The organism is Arthrobacter sp. P1_B11 (assembly GCF_056406715.1).
This window is the reverse complement of record NZ_JBFTZQ010000048.1, coordinates 1-19540: the sequence shown is the minus strand read 5'-3', so window position 1 is coordinate 19540 and position 19540 is coordinate 1. Positions and strand designations below refer to the sequence as shown.

The 19540-nt window shown below is 60.5% G+C and carries 14 protein-coding genes and 1 pseudogene; 7 read left to right on the top strand and 8 right to left on the bottom strand.

What is annotated here, in order from left to right:
- Positions 1-874: 874 nt before the first annotated feature.
- From AC1D14_RS22165 to AC1D14_RS22135, 7 genes are all read left to right on the top strand, one after another.
- Positions 875-1069, top strand: coding sequence for a hypothetical protein (locus AC1D14_RS22165; protein ID WP_476969199.1), 195 nt, complete (start codon positions 875-877; stop codon positions 1067-1069).
- Positions 1070-1952: 883 nt separating this feature from the next.
- On the top strand, positions 1953-3614 hold the full coding sequence (locus AC1D14_RS22160; protein WP_476969198.1) for an ABC transporter permease: 1662 nt from the start codon (positions 1953-1955) through the stop codon (positions 3612-3614).
- Between the two features lie 35 nt (positions 3615-3649).
- Positions 3650-4873 (top strand): ABC transporter ATP-binding protein, encoded by a 1224-nt coding sequence (locus AC1D14_RS22155; RefSeq protein ID WP_476969197.1) that lies wholly within the window; start codon positions 3650-3652, stop codon positions 4871-4873.
- Positions 4874-5068: 195 nt separating this feature from the next.
- The gene (locus AC1D14_RS22150) at positions 5069-6154 is read left to right on the top strand and encodes an extracellular solute-binding protein (RefSeq protein ID WP_476969196.1); all 1086 of its coding nucleotides are present in this window, start codon (positions 5069-5071) and stop codon (positions 6152-6154) included.
- Positions 6155-6923: 769 nt separating this feature from the next.
- On the top strand, positions 6924-7175 hold the full coding sequence (locus AC1D14_RS22145; RefSeq protein ID WP_476969201.1) for a transposase: 252 nt from the start codon (positions 6924-6926) through the stop codon (positions 7173-7175).
- Positions 7176-7518: 343 nt separating this feature from the next.
- The gene (locus tag AC1D14_RS22140; protein WP_476969195.1) at positions 7519-7755 is read left to right on the top strand and encodes a hypothetical protein; all 237 of its coding nucleotides are present in this window, start codon (positions 7519-7521) and stop codon (positions 7753-7755) included.
- A complete protein-coding gene (locus AC1D14_RS22135) occupies positions 7752-8051 on the top strand; it encodes an antibiotic biosynthesis monooxygenase family protein (protein WP_476969194.1) in 300 nt (99 codons plus the stop codon). Before AC1D14_RS22140 ends, AC1D14_RS22135 begins: the two co-directional genes overlap by 4 nt.
- Positions 8052-8913: 862 nt before the next feature.
- Here AC1D14_RS22135 and AC1D14_RS22130 read toward each other — a convergent pair.
- From AC1D14_RS22130 to AC1D14_RS22095, 8 genes and pseudogenes are all read right to left on the bottom strand, one after another.
- Entirely contained in the window at positions 8914-9222 is a 309-nt protein-coding gene (locus AC1D14_RS22130; RefSeq protein WP_476969193.1) for a YciI family protein, read from the bottom strand.
- A 487-nt stretch (positions 9223-9709) separates the two neighbouring features.
- Entirely contained in the window at positions 9710-10627 is a 918-nt protein-coding gene (locus tag AC1D14_RS22125; RefSeq protein ID WP_476969192.1) for an HpcH/HpaI aldolase/citrate lyase family protein, read from the bottom strand.
- 94 nt (positions 10628-10721) lie between these two features.
- On the bottom strand, positions 10722-11951 hold the full coding sequence (locus AC1D14_RS22120) for a CaiB/BaiF CoA transferase family protein (protein WP_476969191.1): 1230 nt from the start codon (positions 11949-11951) through the stop codon (positions 10722-10724).
- A complete protein-coding gene (locus tag AC1D14_RS22115) occupies positions 11948-12997 on the bottom strand; it encodes a CoA transferase (RefSeq protein WP_476969190.1) in 1050 nt (349 codons plus the stop codon). The genes AC1D14_RS22120 and AC1D14_RS22115 overlap by 4 nt, the downstream gene beginning before the upstream one ends.
- Positions 12998-13279: 282 nt before the next feature.
- Positions 13280-14074, bottom strand: a pseudogene (locus AC1D14_RS22110) (transposase family protein); the annotation flags it as partial.
- A 479-nt stretch (positions 14075-14553) separates the two neighbouring features.
- Positions 14554-15540, bottom strand: a complete 987-nt coding sequence (locus tag AC1D14_RS22105) for a zinc-binding dehydrogenase (protein WP_476969200.1) — start codon at positions 15538-15540, stop codon at positions 14554-14556.
- Positions 15541-15603: 63 nt separating this feature from the next.
- Complete coding sequence (locus AC1D14_RS22100; protein WP_476969189.1) at positions 15604-17142, bottom strand: aldehyde dehydrogenase; 1539 nt, start codon at positions 17140-17142, stop codon at positions 15604-15606.
- Positions 17143-18207: 1065 nt separating this feature from the next.
- Positions 18208-19005: an IclR family transcriptional regulator gene (locus tag AC1D14_RS22095; protein WP_476969188.1), complete on the bottom strand. Its 798-nt coding sequence runs from the start codon at positions 19003-19005 to the stop codon at positions 18208-18210.
- Positions 19006-19540: the final 535 nt, after the last annotated feature.

Here is a 19540-nt window from a genome sequence, read left to right as displayed (position 1 = left end):
GGGCACTGTCGCGCCAAATCCTCGCTCTCACCGCCGAGTTGGAAACTCTGGCCCTGGCGAAGAAACCAGCAGCGCTCAAACCCGTCAACAGGGCCTGGAACAACTGATCTCCCGGAGGTTTTTCAATGAGGCAACGAAGGGAGCCAACCGGAGGTTTTCAGATGAGGCAACGAATCACTCTTCCCGGAGGTATTGCAATGAGGCAACAGGGAGCGCCCCGCAGACCGGCGTCGAACCCCTGACTGAGATACGGGCTTCACGGCTCGATGCCGACGTGGGCACTGTCCACGCACCTTGTCGGACCCTTTCCCGCGATGTCCTTGCTGCGAAGAACGCCATCGACAGGCGAGGCGCAACGGTGCCCGACAGGGATCTCCCTGCCGAGATCAATCGAATCCTGACCGCCCGCACGGGACGCGCCGAGCGTCAAGCCACACAACGCACTCACACAACACCGTCGGCCGTCCCAGAACTGGAGGACGGCCAGGCCCGATCACCGAACCCGCGGCTACGGCACCGGCGCCGACCCGCACCGGACAGGCAATGTCGAGTTTCCTCGGCGCTGGCACGGACGACGCATCGATCTTCTGGAGGACTGAGACATCGCCATGCCGGACAGCCTGACGGCCTGGTACCGATTTCGTCGGCACTTACCCGCAGAGCCTCAAAGCCTGCCACTGCCAGAGGTGCAGGCACTCGCCCTTGAGGCGAAGTCTGCGTACGACCGCGCCCGGTTCGCATGGTTCGCGGCAGACACCGTCCTGGAACCACGGACACACGGGTCCTCTCCCGGCAAGCCCGAATCGCCCTAGCCCGGAACGCGGCCAGCACGGCGACGGCCAGGCGGGGCGTCACCATCTCAGGTGCCGAAGGAATGGGCAGGAGCCGTGAGCCGCCGTTCCCTTCGCCCGAGGATGCACTGACGCACATCCGCAAAAGCTACCTCGGCGCCATCGCCCGGCTGCTCGGGGACACCACCCCGGACCGCCGCGTAGCGTCCAATGTGACCCCAAAGGGCCATGAAATCGATGTGCCCGTGACAGATACCCGACTGACTCTCTCCCGGTGACGGCGGCCCGCCCGGGCAAACCCCGGATCCGGGGGCGGCCAGACGCCCGACGGCCACCACGCCCGCCCCATTAGTCCAGGAACTGATTAGCTGCCTGCGCTGGCCCAGGTCGAAGCCTTTCCACCCGGGCCGTCTGTTGGGCACTTATGGTTATCTGTGGGCCGGCCTCTGGCCCACATATTCGACCACTAGTTGGCTTGGGCGAGAGTTCATCCGGCAACTGTAGGACTGTTAGGGGCTGGTCCCTGCGGCGTAACCAGTCTGTGTTGGACCAACACTCCGGCATCTCGCTGGCATGCTCTTCAGTTGCGGAGTCAAAATTGATCCACTTTCCACCGACCTGTTCTCGCGGGCATTCGTTCTGGCAGCCATTCGTGCGCCCCCACTGACCCATCCTGCACGAAGCTGCGTGGCGTCCAGTGGCGCTGCCGAGCCGCGCCGGACCCGGTGGGTTGCGCGCCCACGGATGCCCAAACCGAGTGCGAAGTAAAGCGGAACTACCGGATCCAGTACCCGCAGTTCCACTCGAGCCCTGTCGATAGGGTGTGATATTGACAACACGACCTGTTCAAATTATCGTATTGCTGTACGCATTGGCGAATTCCTGGCGCAGATTCCTGTTGCAGTGACAACTCGTTCCCCGCCGTGCGCAAGAAGTGCTTCGACCTCCCCCGGCAGTTTGCTAACTGCAGAGTCAGTGGCCAGTCTTCAGGGAAACCCTTCGACTGTTGCCCGCCCAGAGGTCCGGCAACGCCCTTCCCCCAACGACGCAGAAAGGTGCGAAAGTCGCATGAGTTCGTCTCCCAGAACCGCTCTGGCACCAGCGCCCCCTAGATCGGCCGATGAATCGCCGATTGCAGAATCTCCTAGCACGGTATCCAGCATGATCAGACGCTATGCTGGCACGCTCCCCTGGTACGCCTTTACCGTCGCGCTTGCCCTCATTGTGGTTTTGCCCGTTGTCGTGTTTTATGCACAAAGCTTCTCGGAAGGAGCTCGGGCCCTTCGGGACCTTCCGAGTCTGCCAAACCTCGGCACCGTCTTGCTGACCACTGTAGGACTGGCTGCGGGATCGACGCTGATCGCCGGCGTAATGGCAGTGACGCTTGCATCCCTCGTGATGCGGGTTCCGATCAGGTGGCGCGGCATCGCGGCAGGCATTCCGCAGATGACCCTCGTCATACCACCGGTAGCCCTCAACATTGGCTGGATCTTCATCTTTGCGCCCAACACAGGCTACGGAAACACGTTTCTGCGGAGCCTCCCGGGCCTCGACCGACTCTCGGAAGGGCCGCTGAACATCTACTCGACGACCGGCATCGTGCTGGTGACAGGCATGGAGCTTGTGGCGATTGTCTTCGCCTTCGTCTTCGCCCGGATGCATGAAATCAGCGGCTCGCTGGACGCAGCTGCCCGCGTGTGCGGCGCATCTGGTCTGCGTGCATTCCTGACGGTACGGCTTCCCCTGCTGCGCCCGTCTTTGGTGTCAGCACTCGTGGTTTCCTTCCTTATCGGGCTGGGCCAGTTCACTGCACCGATTCTCCTGGGAGGCCCTTCCGGTATCAAAGTGATAGCGACGGAAGTGTTCCGGCTGCGTGAGCACTTTCCGGTTGATTACGCCCTGGCGGCAGCGCTTGGAATGCCTCTGGTGATCATGGGAATAGTTGCAGTCCTCGTTCAGCGCGCCGTCATCGGCGACCAGCGAAGATATGTGACGAATGCTGCTGCCGGCGGTATGACCGCGCGCACATCGTACTGGCCGCTCTTCGGTGTCGTGGGTTACGGCATACTCACGGTAGTCCTTCCGCTTTGCGCGATCACGGTCGTCGCCTTCTCCAAGTATTGGGGCGGCGACCCTACATCGATTCAACTCACCACGGACAACCTCACCAAAGCCTTGGGAGATCCAACGGTCAGATCATCAATCGCAAACAGCTTGGGCGCGGCCGTTCTCGCGGCACTTGTCGTTCTTCCTCTTGGCTTCATCGCTGCACTCGCAACGAGCGGCGTTGTCCGAGCACCGCGGGTGGTCCGACATCTCCTCGATATGGTGTTTGTCTCACCCCTTGCGGTGCCACGAGTCATGCTCGGAGTGGCTATTTTCTTCGTGTTCCTCAAGCCCCCTTTCTCGCTTTACGGGACCCTGACCCTGTTCATCGTCGGCTACGGATTCATCGTCTTGCCGTTCGCGTTGAGGTCGCAGCACGCCAGCCTGATCGGACTTCACCCATCCCTGTTTGAAGCCGCACGGGTGTGCGGCGCCGGACAGCTCCGGATGATCCTGGGTGTGGCCCTTCCGCTAACCCGGCGCGGTATGACGGCCTCCCTGTCGATCATGCTCATCCTTCTGTCGCATGACTTCGCCGTGTCCGTGATGCTGCGTTCTCCCGGAACGCACGTGATGGGGACTCTTCTCTACGAGTTCTGGGAAACGGGTTCCTTTCCCATGGTCGCCGCGATGTCCCTGCTGATGACCGTGGTCACCGCAGCCTTGTTGTGCCTCACGCTCGCCGTCGGCGGTCGCTCAAGCCTCAAAAACCTCTGAATATCTCTATTCTCACCAGAAAGCGATGTGATCCTTTGTCGGATGTTGCTGAAAAATCGACCAGTGCCGAACTGCAGGGTGTCTCCCGCACATTTGTCGCAAGAGGAAAATCGGTAGACGCGATCAAGGACGTCGACCTGTCCATTCGAACAGGCGAGTACGTCGTCATCCTTGGACCCAGTGGATGCGGGAAGACGACACTGCTTCGCTGCCTCGCTGGCCTCGAGGATCCTTCGGAGGGACGTATCTCTCTAAGTGACGTTGTCGTATACGACTCAAAAAAGCGTGTCAACATGCAACCGAATCTTCGGAACGTCGGCATGGTGTTCCAAAACTACGCGCTGTGGCCGCACATGACGGTCGAGGAAAACGTGATGTATCCGCTGAAGATGCGGGGTGTCTCCAGACCCGAGCGGGCCAAGCTGGCGAAAGAGGTACTCCAGGCGCTGGAATGTGAGGCTGTGGCGAAGCGTCTGCCTGTCGAGCTAAGTGGCGGCCAACAGCAGCGTATTGCATTGGCGCGCGCCCTTGTCTACAAGCCGGGCATCCTCCTTCTCGATGAGCCGCTAAGCAACCTGGATGCTCTTCTTCGCGTGTCCTTGCGCACGGAGCTCCTTCGACTGCACCGATTGCTGGGCTTCACCGCGATCCACATTACGCATGACCAAGAAGAGGCGCTTGAGATGGGCGATCGCGTTGTGCTGATGCGCCAAGGGCGCATCGAGCAGATTGGTAGCCCGGCAGAGGTTTACGCTAGGCCAGTGTCGCCATACGCCGCGACATTCTTGGGCGTGCGGAACCGCATCACCGTAAGTCAAAACGACGGTGATCTCGAGTATGCAGGGAAGATCGTGGGGGGTGGCCCCTGGAGGATGTCCGATAATGCCACCGGTGAGCAAGTGCAGCTATTCGCTCGGGGTCGAGACACCCACCTGCGGCGAGGGCCAAGCGGGGAAGGCCACAGGTCCACGATTATTGAGCTCCAAGGTGTTGTAACCCAAAGCGTGCTAGGAGACGGGGGACGGCGGCAGTACATCGTCGACGTCGGTGGGGCACAGTGGTTCGCTGACGGGGCCGTCGGCGACGAGTACAGCCCCGGCGAGGCCGTATATGTCGTCCTTCCCCGTGCGTCAGTGCTTCTTTATCGCGGCGACGCACTGGTGTACCCGAGGCCGGCCGATGCAGATGTCACCACGGATGGTCTGTTGGAGACGGCACAGTCAGCGCGTGGCTCCGCAGTCGGCTCCAGCTTCGCGTAGTTGATCCGGGCAATATGCATCTGGGCAGAAGGCTGCGATCGCGCTGTGATCGCCATTCACCCGCTGTTGCCCCCTATGAAGGTGCCGCCGATGGTCGCGGACGAGACGCGCTCAAAAACCATGAACTGACGCTGCCTCGTTTCGCCATAGTCGAGCATCCAGAATCCTGATGAGTCAATTGTTGAAAGGAAAGACATGTTTAGAGTTGCACGGCCGATGAGGAAGACTCGGCGACTCTCGATCGCATTCGTCTCGATCTGTTTATTGGCGCTTACTGCGTGCGGGGGTGAGAGCGCGACAGTAGGATCATCCAAGGACCCCGTCGGTGCACCCACGGATGCCAACGCGGCAGATTGGCAGAAGATTGTCGATGCTGCGAAGGGCGAAGGATCGGTGGTGGTGTACTCCTCCACGGTCGGTACGAACGAGACGTTTAAAGAGTTTGAGAAGGCCTACCCGGGTATTTCCATCAAAGTCGAGCGGGCTCCGACAGCCGACCTCGTTGCTCGATTGCAGCAGGAGATCAGTGTCGGTGCCAAGGGAGCCGATGTCGTTTTCCACGCGGACCATAGCTGGTTCGCGGCCAACGCCAGCTCCGGTGCCCTGGGGGAGATGAAAATCAGCCCAGAGGTCAAGCAGGTCGGTTGGGATCAGCACCTTAACGACAATGGAATCGTGGCTCTGGCTACCAGTCCGTGGTTGATCGCGTACAACACCAAAAACGCTAAACCGATCAAGTCGGTTTCCGAGTTGCTTGATCTGCCCAGATCCACCAAGGTCGGAATCAACGATGCGCACGGTTCGGTCGCAGCGACCTTCCAGTTCGATGTTTGGCTCAGGGCGTTCGGCCCCGACTTTATGAAAAGGCTGTCGGAATTCAAACCAAAGGTTCAAGGGAGTATGGTGCCGGCCGTGCAAAGCGTCAGCGCGGGCGAGCTGGACTACGCATTCCCAGTTGTCTCCGGCGTCGTTGGTCCCCTCAAGGCGCAGGGCGCCCCCGTGGATCAGATCCTTCCCGAGGATGCGCTAACAGGTCCGACCTATTATCTGGGTGTCCTGCGGAGCGCCCCGCACCCGAATGCAGCACAGGTCTTCACCAACTGGCTCATGAGTAAGCAAGGCCTAGAGCTCATGGTCGAAAGGCACGCCCCGATCTCGCTTCCGATCTCCATCCCCGGAGCAATCCCGTGGGGCCAAGTCCAAACGTATGACAACGCCGAGTGGACGCAGCAATACTGGGATGAATGGCTAAAGAAGCAGTGGTCGCCATACGTCGGGTAAGCGTCCTTCGCTGGGTTTTTTACTCTTACGGGAATGGTGAATAAATCGCAGCATCGGGCGCGTCGGCTGGGCGCGTAGGGGTTCGTGTTAGGACTGGTCGTATACAAGGACGCGACGCGCAACGCGGATAGTTGGATGTGGAGACGCTGGCCGGGGAGTCGTTGGCTCCGGGCAGCGTCTCCCCTTTTGTGGCTGGCATCGGGAACTGTTAACGCCAACCGAACATAGTGAGAATGTGCGGCGCTTTCGGCCGCACCTGGACGGATGAGAATCCGGGGTGGTCCCTCGTTCCTTGCATAAGCTCAGGGGCATTCTGGTTGTTTATTCGCCGGGCGGGACTTCGATGCGCCCTTGGCGCCCTGACGTCGCCGATTTGGCGCGGACGGGCAGCTGGTCGAATATGGCTTGCTTCGGCCGTCGTTTGCGCCGCCGCCGATTCGGGAACTGCGTGATCACCCGGTACCGCAGGACTCTGGTGGAGGAACGCACCCGCGCCATCCAACGGCTGGAAAAGATTTTGCAGGGCGCCGGAATCAAACTCTGTCAAGCGTCGCTTCGACGGTCCTGTCGAGGTCCGGGCGGACGATCCTCGAGGCGATGCTTGCCGACAAAGCGAGCCGGCTGTTCTCGCTGATCTGTCGCTGGGACGACTACGGTCCAAAATCCCTCAACTCCGAAATGCACTCACGGGTACTTTCCGGGTCTCGCACCACGGGGTCCTGGTGAAGCAGATGCTCGCTCACATCATTTCCTTAAGCAGCAAACTCAACTGATCGACGATGAAATTGCTAAACGAGTAGCCGAATACGAACCCGTCCTCGAACTCGTCCAAACCATCCCCGGAGTCGGCAGAAAGGTTGCGATCTCTCTCATCGCGGAAATCTGGATCGATATGAGTGTCTTCCCCTCAGCCGCCCACTGGCGTCGTGAGCCGGGATCTGTTCCGGCAATAGCGCCTAAGGTGGCAAAACACACTCCGGCCGCGCACGCCACGGACCGGTCGCACTGCGGACTGCCCTAACAGAAACAGCCCAGGTCGCTGCACGGACCAAGGGGACCTACCTTGCCGCCCATTTCCACTCGGACCCCAGTAGGCGAGGGACGTTCAAGGCACTCGGGGCAACCCGGCACGACATCTTCACCGCCTGCTGGAACACCGTCCATGACGGGGACCCGATATGCCGAGCTTGGAGCAGACTGGCTAGTGCGCCGGCCAGGACCCGATCATCAACTCGGCCGCCCTCATCCGGCAGGTCGAAAGGCTCGGAACGGAGGTCACGATTGCCCGCACCGCCGCCTGACACACCTTCTCGACTCAACGCAGGGATTCTCACTTCAGAAACCGGAACGCCGGGCCGAGAGGGTTGCCGTTTGGCCCAACTGACGAGGCAACGGATGCCTTCCGCGAACGGCTCAGCACAGCCGCCGAGGAAACCGTTTGGGCCCACGGGTGCGATAACTGGTACCTGGACCGCCGCGGAACCCCCATCATCTGGCCCTGGTACGACACCGAACACACCCAGATGTTCGCCGACCTCGCGATCGAAGACCTCCAACTCACCCCCGCCGCCGTAGCACAAGAAGCAGGAGTAGGCACATGATTCACGAGACAGCGACCCTGACCATCAAGCCCGGTTCTGCACTTGCCTTCGAAGGTGCGGTGGCCCAGGCTGTTCCGCTCTTCCAGGACGCTCCCGGCGCGCTGAGCTTCCGCTTGGCTCGGTCAATTGGGGTCCCCGCGGAGTACACCCTCACTGTCGGGTGGGCCACTGTGGAGGACCACACTGTTAGCTTCCGCAACTCTGAAGCCTTTGCAAAATGCCGCGAACTCGTCGGCTCCCACTTCGCCGGAGCACCCCAAGTCAAACACCTCGAACACGTCGACCTTTGCTTCTAACTGATATGTGGGAAGGTTTGTCAAGGGGGCAGTGGTGAGCGGCTCCCAACTTCTTTGGTGGGGGCCGCTGGTTCGGGTGCCGTCCGGGTGTGGCGGTCGTGCTGGCGAGTCTTGTTTTCGACTGGCAGTGTCACGGCTCCTCCACCACTGCGGCCGTTCGGTCTTGAGGCTCCGATGGGCCCATCGAAGGGTCTGCCCTGTCCACACGTACGGCGTCTGTGAACCGCGGAGTGACCGGCGTCTGAACCGCGCACATCGCCACGAGCACCCGTATGACCCACGACCCCACCGCCCGCGCTACGTCGAGAAACGGCGCGCTGAAGGCCACGCCGCCAAGGCGATCCGCCGTTGCCTCAACCGCTATCTCGCCCGCCAGATCTACCACGCGTTCAACGCAACAGACGCGGCATCCAGCCCGCTAGGCAAACCTGGAATGGTCCTCCGGCCCTCGGCGAGGCCAGTCGGTCCCGCCGAGGTGAATCACGCAGACCATCACCAAGGAATTGATGACTATGACTGCCGCCACCACCCAGAGCGAAGCTGCTGATGCCGTCGCATCTGCCGATTGGGACCGTCACCGCCTGGACGCACAGCGACCCGCTGACGAACCCGAAGCGGGTCACCAGTTCGTCCCCCAGCGAAACGCTTGGCCGCCAGGCGTAGGATTTCGCGCTCGCGGTGGCCATCTTGGTCCTCTGTACCCGCAGCTCGGCGTTCTCGGCGCGGGTTGGGTAAGCTTCGCCGCCGGTGACTCGGGGCGAGTGGCTGGTCTTCGCGCTGCGGGTTGTGGTCGACAGGAAAGTGTGGGGTGCGCCGTCTGTGGCCGTCTTCTTGCCCGTGCCATAAAGGTCGACCCAAGGCCTCAGGTGCCCCCGATGATCCCCAGATCAGCCGCGATGCCCTGACGACTGAAGGCTGGATCGAACGGAATCGTTTGATAGCGAGCTACCCCGCTCACTACGTACGGATCCGCCATAACGATTGAGCCCACTTCCATTTCGTTTTCTGCTTCGATTATGATGACCCCGCCAGTGACCGGGTGCCGCCTGCCTGCGACGATCAGACGGCCGCTTTCAACCTGCTGTTGCACCCACAGCAGATGCTCGGGCCGGATGTTGTCGACTTCCTCGATTGGAGCGGTGTATTCCGAAAGCAACACAAAGGCGGTCATAGGGACCCAGCCTTCCCATAGGTGACTGACGCTCCGGGAGCCGCGACCTCAGTAGCGCCCGCCGCCCGATCCTGGGCCAAGCCAGCCGACAGTAGGGGGTCATTCGAGCCGACGAGCACTCGCGAGAACCCCTGCGTCGATATTCCGCCCCAAATGTCCGAGGTCCCGTCCCTTTCCATATGTACGCTCACTGTTCGTTCCCGTTTCTCATACTGCGTGTACTGGACCTGGCTCGGCTGATTCCAGCGAGCCCCTCTGCTGGCTGTTCTCGAAGATCGATCATGCCAATCCATATATTTGTCTAGCATCGTGCATCCTTTCGGCTGGTCAGTGAGACGAATGAGTGACGACTACTAAAGCTTTATCCGTCTCGGTACGTTGTGCGGGGTCGGCCAGGGCGGCGAGAAGTCTCTGCTTGCCGTCCTTTGCATCGGTGACGCTTAGCTCCCTCCGGAGCGCCCGGTGGACTTGGCACGTCTGCCTCGGATCAGCGGCCCGCAGCCGCATCGGATAGATGATCTTGTTCCATGAGGCGGCGACCGTAGTCCAAAACCTCTCGCGCCGTCTTGACGTGCGCATAGTCTACGTGCATCCCTTCGTATGAGACCGCCGCGGCTCCCTCGGCCTCGGCCGCCTCGAAAGCCCTGATCATTCCACCGTAGAACTCCATCTCAGACGCCGATGGACTGTAGATCTCGTTGACGACCTTGACGTGCGAGGGGTGAATCATCACCTGCCCCCGAAAACCCAGGTCGCGATTCTGCTGCGCGAACGCCCGGGCGCCCTCGTGATCCGACAAGTCCTGCCACAGGCCGGCCAGGGGGACCTCTATGCCCGCCGCGCGAGCAGCCAATAGCGCGCGGCTGCGAAGGTAGATCGTCTCGAGGCCACCGGGCGTGAACCGAAACCCGATCGAGCGCGCTACGTCCCCGTCTCGTCCGACCCCAGCGAATAGGGTGGCCACTCTTGTGGCCCGGGCGATGTTCTCGCAGTTGGCGTACGCCTCAGCAGTCTCCAGCGACACGATGAATTCGAAGGTCCCCTTCGCTACTCCGTTGCGTCGCTCGAAATGGGTGACGAGCCCGTCAAACCGCACAATGTCCTCGACGCTGTAGACCATTGGGAGCACGAAGCCGTCGACACCCTCGACTGCGAGGACCTCAAGATCATCGCCGGCGAGGCCGGACTCCAAAGAGTTCAGACGGACGTAGACGGCAACATTCGAGGCGGATTCGCGCAAGCGAGAGACCGAGCTGGCCACTTCGTGGCGGGCTTGATCCTTGAGATGCTCGGGCACGGAGTCCTCGAGATCGAGGATCAGACCGTCCACGCCTGACGCGACTGCCTTCTCCACCCAAGTTCCTCGATGGCCCGGTACGAACAACAACGAACGCAGTGTCTTCACTGTCTCTCCTCATCTGTCACCCTTGGACGAGCCAAGGTCACTGAATCTTCTTTGTATTTCCGTGTATTGGAGGCGGACTGACGTCGCTTTTGCTTCAGCGGGAAACGGCGTCAAGATCTCGTCTCGGCGCGCAGCGAATCGCCTGATCCGCCGACAGTCTCTCGATTTCATGGCCAAGTCCCAGTTCAGTCAGAAGTTCCCGCGTGTCTTCGCCGATCCGAGGGACTCGCGGTATGCGGTAGGGCCACTCGCCATCGACCCGGAACCCGGGGCGGACGAGATCCACCTGGCCCGGCATCTCCTGTAGCACTCGGGAAACCGCGCCACCGGTGTCTAGGATGGATTCCCGGTAGGAACGGATTCTCGTCGCTGGAATGCCACGCTGGCTGAGAGATTCCAGCAGACTTGTTGAGTCGACGCATACGAGCGCCTCCTGGAGCGCATCTCCGATTGCACGGTGCTCGGGAACGCGTTCCCAGTAGTCGAGATCGCGAAACAGAGACAGCGCGGTCGGAGAATGGAGTGACAACAGCTGGGTCAGTTCGGACCAGTGTTCTTCTGAGTCACCCAGGGCAAGCGCAATGAGGACCTTGTCAGCACACGTCAGGCAGTATGTCTGGGACCGGGCGGAGTAAGAAGAGGGGGAAGTGATACCACTTTCGTTGACCCGGACGTCAGGATTCTCATGATCGTTGTGATGTGCCATCCCCTCTGTGGCGAGCATGGCCGCAACTTCGACGAGCGAGGTCTCGACCAACCCGCCCAACCCACTGCGGGAACGGCGCGCTAGCGCCGCACACACACCCAGCGCCGTAACGACCCCCGTCGTGGTGTCAGCCAGTGGCAACCCTCCGGCCTGAAACGATCCCCGCGGGGCAAGAAGTGAGTAGAGCCCCGAAAGGCTCTCGGCAGCACTGTCGTAGCCAGGGCGACTGCCAAGTTTCCCGACGCTTCCGAAACCGGACACCGCAGCGTAGACCAGTTGGGGAAAACGCGGTGCGAGCTGTTCGAACCCTAGTCCAAGCTTCTCGGGCTTACCCGGCCTGATGTTGTGTACAAGAACGTCGCACGTCTCCAACAAGCGATCGACTACGGCTCGGCCCGACGGATTCTTCAGATCCACCGAGATACTCTTCTTGCCAGTGTTGTACTGCACAAAGTACTCGTCTGCCGTACCACGCCCGCGCCTGTAAGGTTCTCCCGGAGGTAACGGTTCAACCTTTATGACATCAGCCCCCAAGCTGGCGAGAATTGCAGTTCCATAGGGGGCTGCAAGGAAACTTCCGAGGTCCATCACACGGATCCCCGACAGTGGCATACTCATGACAGAGAACTCCTCGTGTGGGCAGTTGGCCGTTGACCGTCGAATCGCAAAGGCCGCAGCAGGGATTTACCTGATGGGACGCAGTCTGAATCGTCCAGGGCGAGAGCGCCGAACTGCGGATGAGCCATCGCTCGGGCAGGTGTCAGAAACGGCGAGAACGGGACGTCAGCGGCTTCCAAGATCTCTTCCCACTCCGCGGCCGTGCGCCGCGACATCTCAGAGCAGACGATTTTCTGGAGCTCAAAGTAATTGCGGACCCGATCATGGTAAGTCAAGAACTGCGGCAGGCCTGTGAGATCCATCCTGCCGAGGGCTGTCGCGAATCTAGTCCAGAATTCCTGCGACGAAGAGTTTTGAACTGTCATTCCTGAACCGCAGGCGCACTCGGCGACGAAGAGTTGCGCCTGCGGATGACGTGACGTTCTAGTGACGTTATCGCCGTCGACCATTGCCTGCGTGATCGCATCCACCGTCAGAAGGCCATAAGCGTCAGACGGCGACAGTTGGACGACGTGTGGTCCACTTGCGTTGGCGGCCGTGATGAGACTTGCAACCACGCCGAGTGACAGTGAAAGGGCGGTTGCGAAGTCCGAAACCGGAAGCTCGACAGGACGGGGCTCGCCAGGGTCGCTGAATCCTAAGACCGCACCAAGAGATGCCGCCACAAGCGGGTCTGTCGACCGTTCGGAACGCCCATCGAATGGCATTGTGACGTGCGCGTCACCCTCATCCTCGACATGCACGTAAATGAGATTGGGATTTGCCCGGAAACAGGATTCTGCGTCGAGGCCAACTTCGGCCGCCCGCTGTGCCGAGCCCACCACGATGACGGCGTCGACGGCGCGGGGGTCAGATAAAGCCCGGCGGGCGGCAGCAGGTCGCTCCAGACTGTGAAGCGGCAGGCCCTCTGCACTCTCATCCGGTATAAGGAGCACGGCCAGACCGGCAAGAATATCCGCGGCAAAGCGACAGACGCGTGATTCACCGACCATCAGCGCACGGAAGTCCGCCAGAGGTCCGACAACTCGAGAAGTATTAGTCGCCATGCCTACTAGCCTTGCCGGTCGTCGATTGGGTATTTGGCCGGGGTCGCAGTCCACGGGTTGGCGGAGGACGTCATGATTACTCCTAAAAATGCGCGCCTAAAGCGCTTGTTCATTTATACGAATGCGTAAACGTATATATGGACGGTACGTCTATATGTCAGTGGTGTCAAGATGGCGGCTCTAGCTTCTAAAGAAGCGGTAAGGGAGATGCACTGGGGGGCGTCGGGGACTAGCGACCAGTAACGTTCAACAGCGACTTGCAGGTAGGGGCAGTGACGTCGGACTGCGATTGAAGCGCTCGAGCGTGCCATTCCTATTCGGCCGGTGGGGACAGGTCCGGCGATGCTTGATGTGCGGGCTCAGGGCCGCCGAATTCCCGGAAATGGTAGGAGGGGCCGTTGTCTGTGAGGACCGATTTCACGCTATTTCCGTGGACGGCGAAGACTACGGTGCGCGCTCCCAGAATGAGGCGGTTCCCTTCTTCTCATCATTGAGGACTTCGGAGTAGGCGAGAGTGGTTATCGATCGCGGGGTGCAGATACACGTAGCGGGTTCTGGCCTGGCGGTTCCCTCTGCCCTTGGCCCGGCCTTGGGCAGGGTGGCCGCCGCCGTTGGGGTGCGTCCGAGCTTTTTGATGTCCGCGTGGATCAAGTCGCGGGGCCCGGTGCTCGTAGCGTTGTGGAGTGCCCTTACGCGCGGACAGTCCGGTGCCCAGGTCCACGCACGCCAACCGGGGCACACGGGATCCAGTACGGACCTTGCCGACGGTAGAACGCGCCAGACGAACACGCACTGCGATGCGGTGGGCCCCCTTCGGCGGGTGACCTGAGCGCGACGATCCGCTGCTCATCGTGCTGGTGCGGTTCGGGCGCCGGCGCGGTCACAGGGATGCATCACCCATGGCATCCTCGCCGAAGGCACGATACCCGGTCGGCCCACTTCTTCGCCGTGCCCGGCGAGCACCGAAACCGTTCCTCTGTCCGGCAATGCGTCCAGCCTTCGTCGAGGACCAAACGGGCGAGCTCTTCCACTCGCCTTCGGTGTCAGGCCGGCGTTGGTATGGGTTGCGTAGAACACGAGGACCTCCTGTGCATCGAGATGAGCGTGGTCGCTCAAATCTATGCCGGAGGTCCTTGAGGAACTACTACAACGGATATGTACCTGTTCCTTGTCAAAAGGGCAAGGGTGAGCGGTCAGGGCAGGCTGATTTGTCCTGGACCGCTCTTTGCGTCCGTTTCCCTGCATCATCCGTTGGCTGCCGCGTCGTGATCGACGGGAGGCGCTGTCATGCTGATATGCGCGGGGTGGCTACCGCAGGACGCGAGGGTCGGCTGGAGGGGTGCCGTGGTTTAGCAATGTCGGCAGATGCGCGCCGATGGATTTGCCCGAAGGCGAGTAGAGTGCATGACCGCCCTCGACTTGCGCCGGCCAGTCTCCAGACCCAGGAGATCCCGCTATCTGATGTTCGGGGCACTGAACCTGATCCACCCGCTTGGTAAGACTGTGCGTGGCGCGAGGAGGGCGCCGAGGCCATAGCCGCCATCGAGAAATCCGGTTCAGAACTCGAACACACCCTTTCCGTCCGACTGTTTTTCGAACCATTCGTAAGCCTCAACGGCCTGGTCCAACTTCCAGCTGTGGCTGAACAAGTCGTCGACGCGCAAATCATGCTCTACAACAAAGTTGGCACAGCGAATCAGTTCGACCGTTGACAACGTCCAAGAAGTCTTGAGTGAAATTTGCTTCTTGTAGGTGGCGGTGGTGTTGAATGTTACGTCGGCACCAAGTCCGATAAAGCACACCGTTCCCCAAGTGCCCACCATATCGATCGCCTGAGTTGCCGCACGGGAAGCTCCTGTGGTCTCAAGGACTACATCCGGCCCGCGTCCGCGGGTGAGGTCCAACATCGCGCCAAGGACATCAGTGTCCTTGGCGTTGATCACAGCGTCAGCCCCGAAAGTCTTCGCTTTGTTGAGACGCTCTTCAGCAAGATCAACCGCTATTGTCCGAGCTCCTAGAGCGGATGCGAACATGGTGGCAGAAAGGCCTACGGGTCCCTGCCCAAGGATTGCCACGGTTTTCCCTTGAATAGGCCCAGCCCGAAGTATCCCCCCCCACGCAGTGCCCGTTCCGCACCCAATTGCCGCGCCAGCCCTGAAACTGAGCTCATCCGGGAGGGGCATCGTCTGGAGGGCCGGAAGCCTCATGTATTGTGCATGGCCTCCGTGTTCATTGCGCGTCGGTACCCTACCTATCATGCCTGTGCACATCTGGGGCCACCCTGACCGGCATTCCTCGCAGACTCCGCACCCCCAGTAGTGATGGATCATCACGCGCTTGCCAACCGTAGCCACCTGGGGTGAAACACCGTCACCCACCGAGTGAATGACTCCACACGGTTCGTGGCCCTGAATGATAGGCACCATGGGGTCCTCCATGGGTTGCTCCATGCGACGAAAGTGGAGATCGCTGCCGCACATCCCTGAGGCGCGTATTTGCACTACCACCTCGCCCGGACGGGGTTCCGGGTCTGGGAATTCCATGAGTTCCACACGGCGATTACCTGTGAATACAATGCCCTGCATCTATTTTCTCCTGGCCTGTTGTCAGAATTTCACGCGCGCGGCTAACTCATCGACCTTCCCAAGTGGCAGGCCGTAGGCTTTCTTCTCGACGAACTCGAGGACGCCCTCGGGTCCATACTCACGTCCAATTCCGCTTGACTTCACACCACCAGCAGGCGCCATGAACCCTGCAGAACTGCCGTTCAGCTCGACGGTTCCGGTATGCATTCGACGAGCGATATCCCATGCATGATCAAGGTCCTCACCAAAGACGGCACCACTCAGGCCATATCGAGAGTTGTTTGCCACCGCAATGGCTTCTTCTTCGGTCTCGTAAGCGAGAACAGATAAAACAGGCCCGAAGATCTCTTCTTGAGCGATACGCATGTTGGGCTGGACCCTCACGAAGAGCGTAGGGTCCACATAATAGCCACGCTCGAATCCCGGATGCTTGCCGCCGCCGCCCACAACCGGAACTGCGCCTTCGTCAATGCCGATTTGCTGGTATTTGGCTACCCGGTCCCGTTGGAGGTGACTCACCATGGGCCCGATCTCGGTTCGTTCATCGAACGGATCACCGACTGGCATCGAACGAACCATCTCACTGAGACGGTCCACAACCTCTGCCTCACGGCGCTTTGATACCAAAATGCGGGTCTTCAGGCTGCAAATCTGCCCACTATTGCGCAATGACCCCATGCGAAGCGCCGCCATGGTGAGGTCCAAATCTGCGTCGTCTAGGATGAGGGCGGCAGACTTTCCACCCAGTTCTAGGGCCACTCGCCGAAGGTCCCGTCCACATATTTCGGCGATTCGGCGGCCGGTGGCCGTAGAGCCGGTAAACGTCACCATATTCACGTCCGGGTGCCCGACTAAGTATTCGCTCCCCTCAGCTTTGGCTGGCACAACGTTTAGTACACCATCGGGCAGACCTGCCGCTTGCATCAATTGGGCCACGAAGTAGGTGCTCAGAGGCGCCTCGGGCGAAGGCTTGAGGATAACAGTGCATCCGGCGAGAAGCGAGGGAAACAACTTTATTGCGCACGACCCGACCGGACCATTCCATGGAATCACGGCTGCCACTACACCGACGGGCTCGTGCGTGACGATCGCGCTGCCATTCGTAGCATGTCTCACTTCGTGGAAGGGCCATGTCCTGGCAACCTCAAGATAGGCGTCAGCGATTGCCACTGGCATCGCAGCTTGAATCCTGCGGGACTGCGAAATTGGGGCCCCGAGCTCTGAAGCAATCAGTTGGGCGATGGATTCGCAGTTCTGTTCCAGCGCATCTCGTACTCGACGAAGGACGTCGCTGCGTTCCTCCACGCTCATGCGTGGCCAGGGTCCGCTGTCGAACGCCCGGCGCGCCGCAGCAACCGCGCGGTCGATGTCCATCTTGTTAGCATCTGGCACGTGCGCAATCACCTCCTCCGTGCTGGGAGACACCACCTCGATCATGGTCTGACCACTCGAATGCACCCACTCCCCGCCGATGAACAATCGGTCGAACTTGCTGCTCACCTGAGTAAGCGGTCTTGGAGATACCTCGACCCCTTTAAGCGGGCTAAGCGCGTCTGTCATCGGTTTCTTCCTCTTCGTTTCTTAAGAGAGCAGGAGGCCCGCCCAACCGCCCGTCCAGGGGCGGCCTGCGTACTTGAATAGGGACGCTTGTACGTTATTACGAATGGAGGTGATCGTCAACCCCGGCTCCAGGTCGGGGTTCTCCTCAAGGGCGTGCAGCGCGCAGGACCTCTCACCGCCGTGACCGTCGAGTTGGTTTCTTTTTGGTTAAGCGGCCGCGGCGTGGCGGCTGTCTTGGATCTTGAAGTTAGACGTCGCTGGTGCCGGGTGGATGTAACGTGGCCTCCGCGGCAACCCTGTCGGTGGCTATCTGTGGTGATAGAACTCGTTTTTCAGGGCGAGAACGCCGGCTCGGCGACGGCATTTTCCCAACACCCCGCCATCGTGCGCAGGTAGGTGGTGTCCCGGAAAGACGGGCCCGGGCTTTCGGAATTGAACTCCGGGCGGGTGAGATAGACACCTTGTCTGGGTCCGAGGGGCTGATGGTGTGTTTGAAGGGACGCGTCCGCCATGGCAGCCAACCCTGTCAGCAATTATGGCCGCCAACGCGCCCGCGGATACCTCCGCGCAGGTGACGGGAAATTTGGCATGGACCGTTCCGTGGCCGAAAATCCCGTCAGAGGAATCGAACATGGGCTTCACCCGTGCGGTCTGCTCCCGGCGCCAGGCAGCCGTACTTCCTTTTGGTCCAGCCCGGGTAGTCCGGGGTCAGCGGAACATCCAGACCACAGGGATTCCGGCGTTCTTCTCCTGAACAGGTCAATGGAGGTCCTCTGCTGTTGACCGTGGACAAAGAACGCCGGAATTCTTGGTTTTACACAGCCCGGGGTGCATCGGCCTTGTAAACGAGGAATCCGTCCGGATCCAAACCCTGTCCCCTATCAGCAGTACGCCCTTAAAGCCAAGTAGCTTGGTGGCATCCGCTCCTTTTCCTAACGCGTGCGCGGGGCCGACCCTCCGTCCCGCGGTCCAGTGCCTCCTTGGCCATAGTTCCGCCGCAGGCTCACAAGGCCCAATCGAGCGAAGCTGAGGCTGAGGCGACCCGCTAGAGTCAGGCCGCTTAAGTCAGGCCGCGGTACGCGAAGCCACGGACTCGACCGTTTCAAGGACGCTTTGAATCATTTCATCAAGCTGACCACGCACGCGGGTTACGGGACCACCCAACGAGATGCAGAGTCTGACGGGCGTCTGCCCAAAGATGACTGGACTGGCAATGCCGATGAAATCCGCGTCAACCTCACCGTCGTTGATTGCGAAGCGATTCTCTCGAATTTGTTCTAGTTGAGTGCGTGCGCGCTCTGCTTCGACCGGCGGAAGATTCGCGCGCAGATATGCCTCTGAACGCTTCGGGTCCATGAACGCGAGAAAGCATTTTCCCGAACTGCCAGGCCAGAGCGGCCGGCGGACATGGAGTTGCGTGGCGGCGCGAACAAGGGACCGCGGTTCGACACTGTCGATGTAAACGACTGATTCCCCCACAAGAGTGCCGAGCATCGCCGTTTCATTCCACTCAGCCGACAACTGTTCCAGCGCAGAATGGTACGCAGATGGAAGGACAGAAGTTCGAGCGGCAAGAAAATACGCAATCGCGGGGCCTGGAACATAGCGGCCGCCTTCCTCGCGCAAATACCCGTTCGCCACCAGCCCCTTCGCCAGTCCATGCACCGACGACTTCGGCGCTTGAAGTACCGCCGCTATTTCTCCGAGCCGCATGCCCTGAGGATCACTTGCCAGTACATTTTCCAGGATCGACATCACCCGAGCAACTGTCCGGTGCTCCCCAGATGATGCAGTGTCGCCGCTAGTGGTTGACGCCATCTGAGTAAACTCCTTCTTGCGGATCACGCCGCAGTAATCAATCATCAGCCATGGACCGGCACAGTTCTTGCGGAGACCTCTTAGGTGGCCGCCATCCACCTGTTCGGGGCTCGAAGTTCTACTGTAATGCGCGTCTTCGAATTCTGCTGGCGGGACCATTCCCAGGCGGCCGTGCAGGCGTCGGCTGTAGCCAGCGTTGGGATGAGCAGTTGAGCCCGCCCACACCCGCTACCATCACAGCAGCCTCGACTGCCTGAGTCATGGTCTCGGCGATCGGCAAGCAGCCAATCCGGTTTCTCAACGTTGCTTGACGGGCAACCACGCCGAGGTCCGACTCCCTGAGTACAGCTGGGTAGGAAAATTAGTTGCAACGCCGCACTGCCAGCCCAAACCTGTCGTCCCGGAGCCACAGCGTGGCCGGGCGCGATGTCCTAGAAACTCGGCTTGGTTGCGGCGGAGGTCAGTTGGAGTTCATGTGTCCAGGCTGATCGGTCCTGTTGATGGAGGTAGTAGAAGGCCTCGGCAATGCTGGCAGGATTGATCAGCGACTCATGTTGATCTTTGAACTGTTCAAGGGACC

Bases quoted from the DNA above. Each gene is read 5' to 3' on its own strand.
- AC1D14_RS22115 (WP_476969190.1), bottom strand. From the start codon at position 12,997: ATGGCGACTAATACTTCTCGAGTTGTCGGACCTCTGGCGGACTTCCGT.
- AC1D14_RS22120 (WP_476969191.1), bottom strand. From the start codon at position 11,951: ATGAGTATGCCACTGTCGGGGATCCGTGTGATGGACCTCGGAAGTTTC.
- AC1D14_RS22100 (WP_476969189.1), bottom strand. From the start codon at position 17,142: ATGACAGACGCGCTTAGCCCGCTTAAAGGGGTCGAGGTATCTCCAAGA.
- AC1D14_RS22095 (WP_476969188.1), bottom strand. From the start codon at position 19,005: ATGATTGATTACTGCGGCGTGATCCGCAAGAAGGAGTTTACTCAGATG.
- AC1D14_RS22130 (WP_476969193.1), bottom strand. From the start codon at position 9,222: ATGACCGCCTTTGTGTTGCTTTCGGAATACACCGCTCCAATCGAGGAA.
- AC1D14_RS22165 (WP_476969199.1), top strand. From the start codon at position 875: ATGGGCAGGAGCCGTGAGCCGCCGTTCCCTTCGCCCGAGGATGCACTG.
- AC1D14_RS22160 (WP_476969198.1), top strand. From the start codon at position 1,953: ATGATCAGACGCTATGCTGGCACGCTCCCCTGGTACGCCTTTACCGTC.
- AC1D14_RS22150 (WP_476969196.1), top strand. From the start codon at position 5,069: ATGTTTAGAGTTGCACGGCCGATGAGGAAGACTCGGCGACTCTCGATC.
- AC1D14_RS22135 (WP_476969194.1), top strand. From the start codon at position 7,752: ATGATTCACGAGACAGCGACCCTGACCATCAAGCCCGGTTCTGCACTT.
- AC1D14_RS22105 (WP_476969200.1), bottom strand. From the start codon at position 15,540: ATGGAATTCCCAGACCCGGAACCCCGTCCGGGCGAGGTGGTAGTGCAA.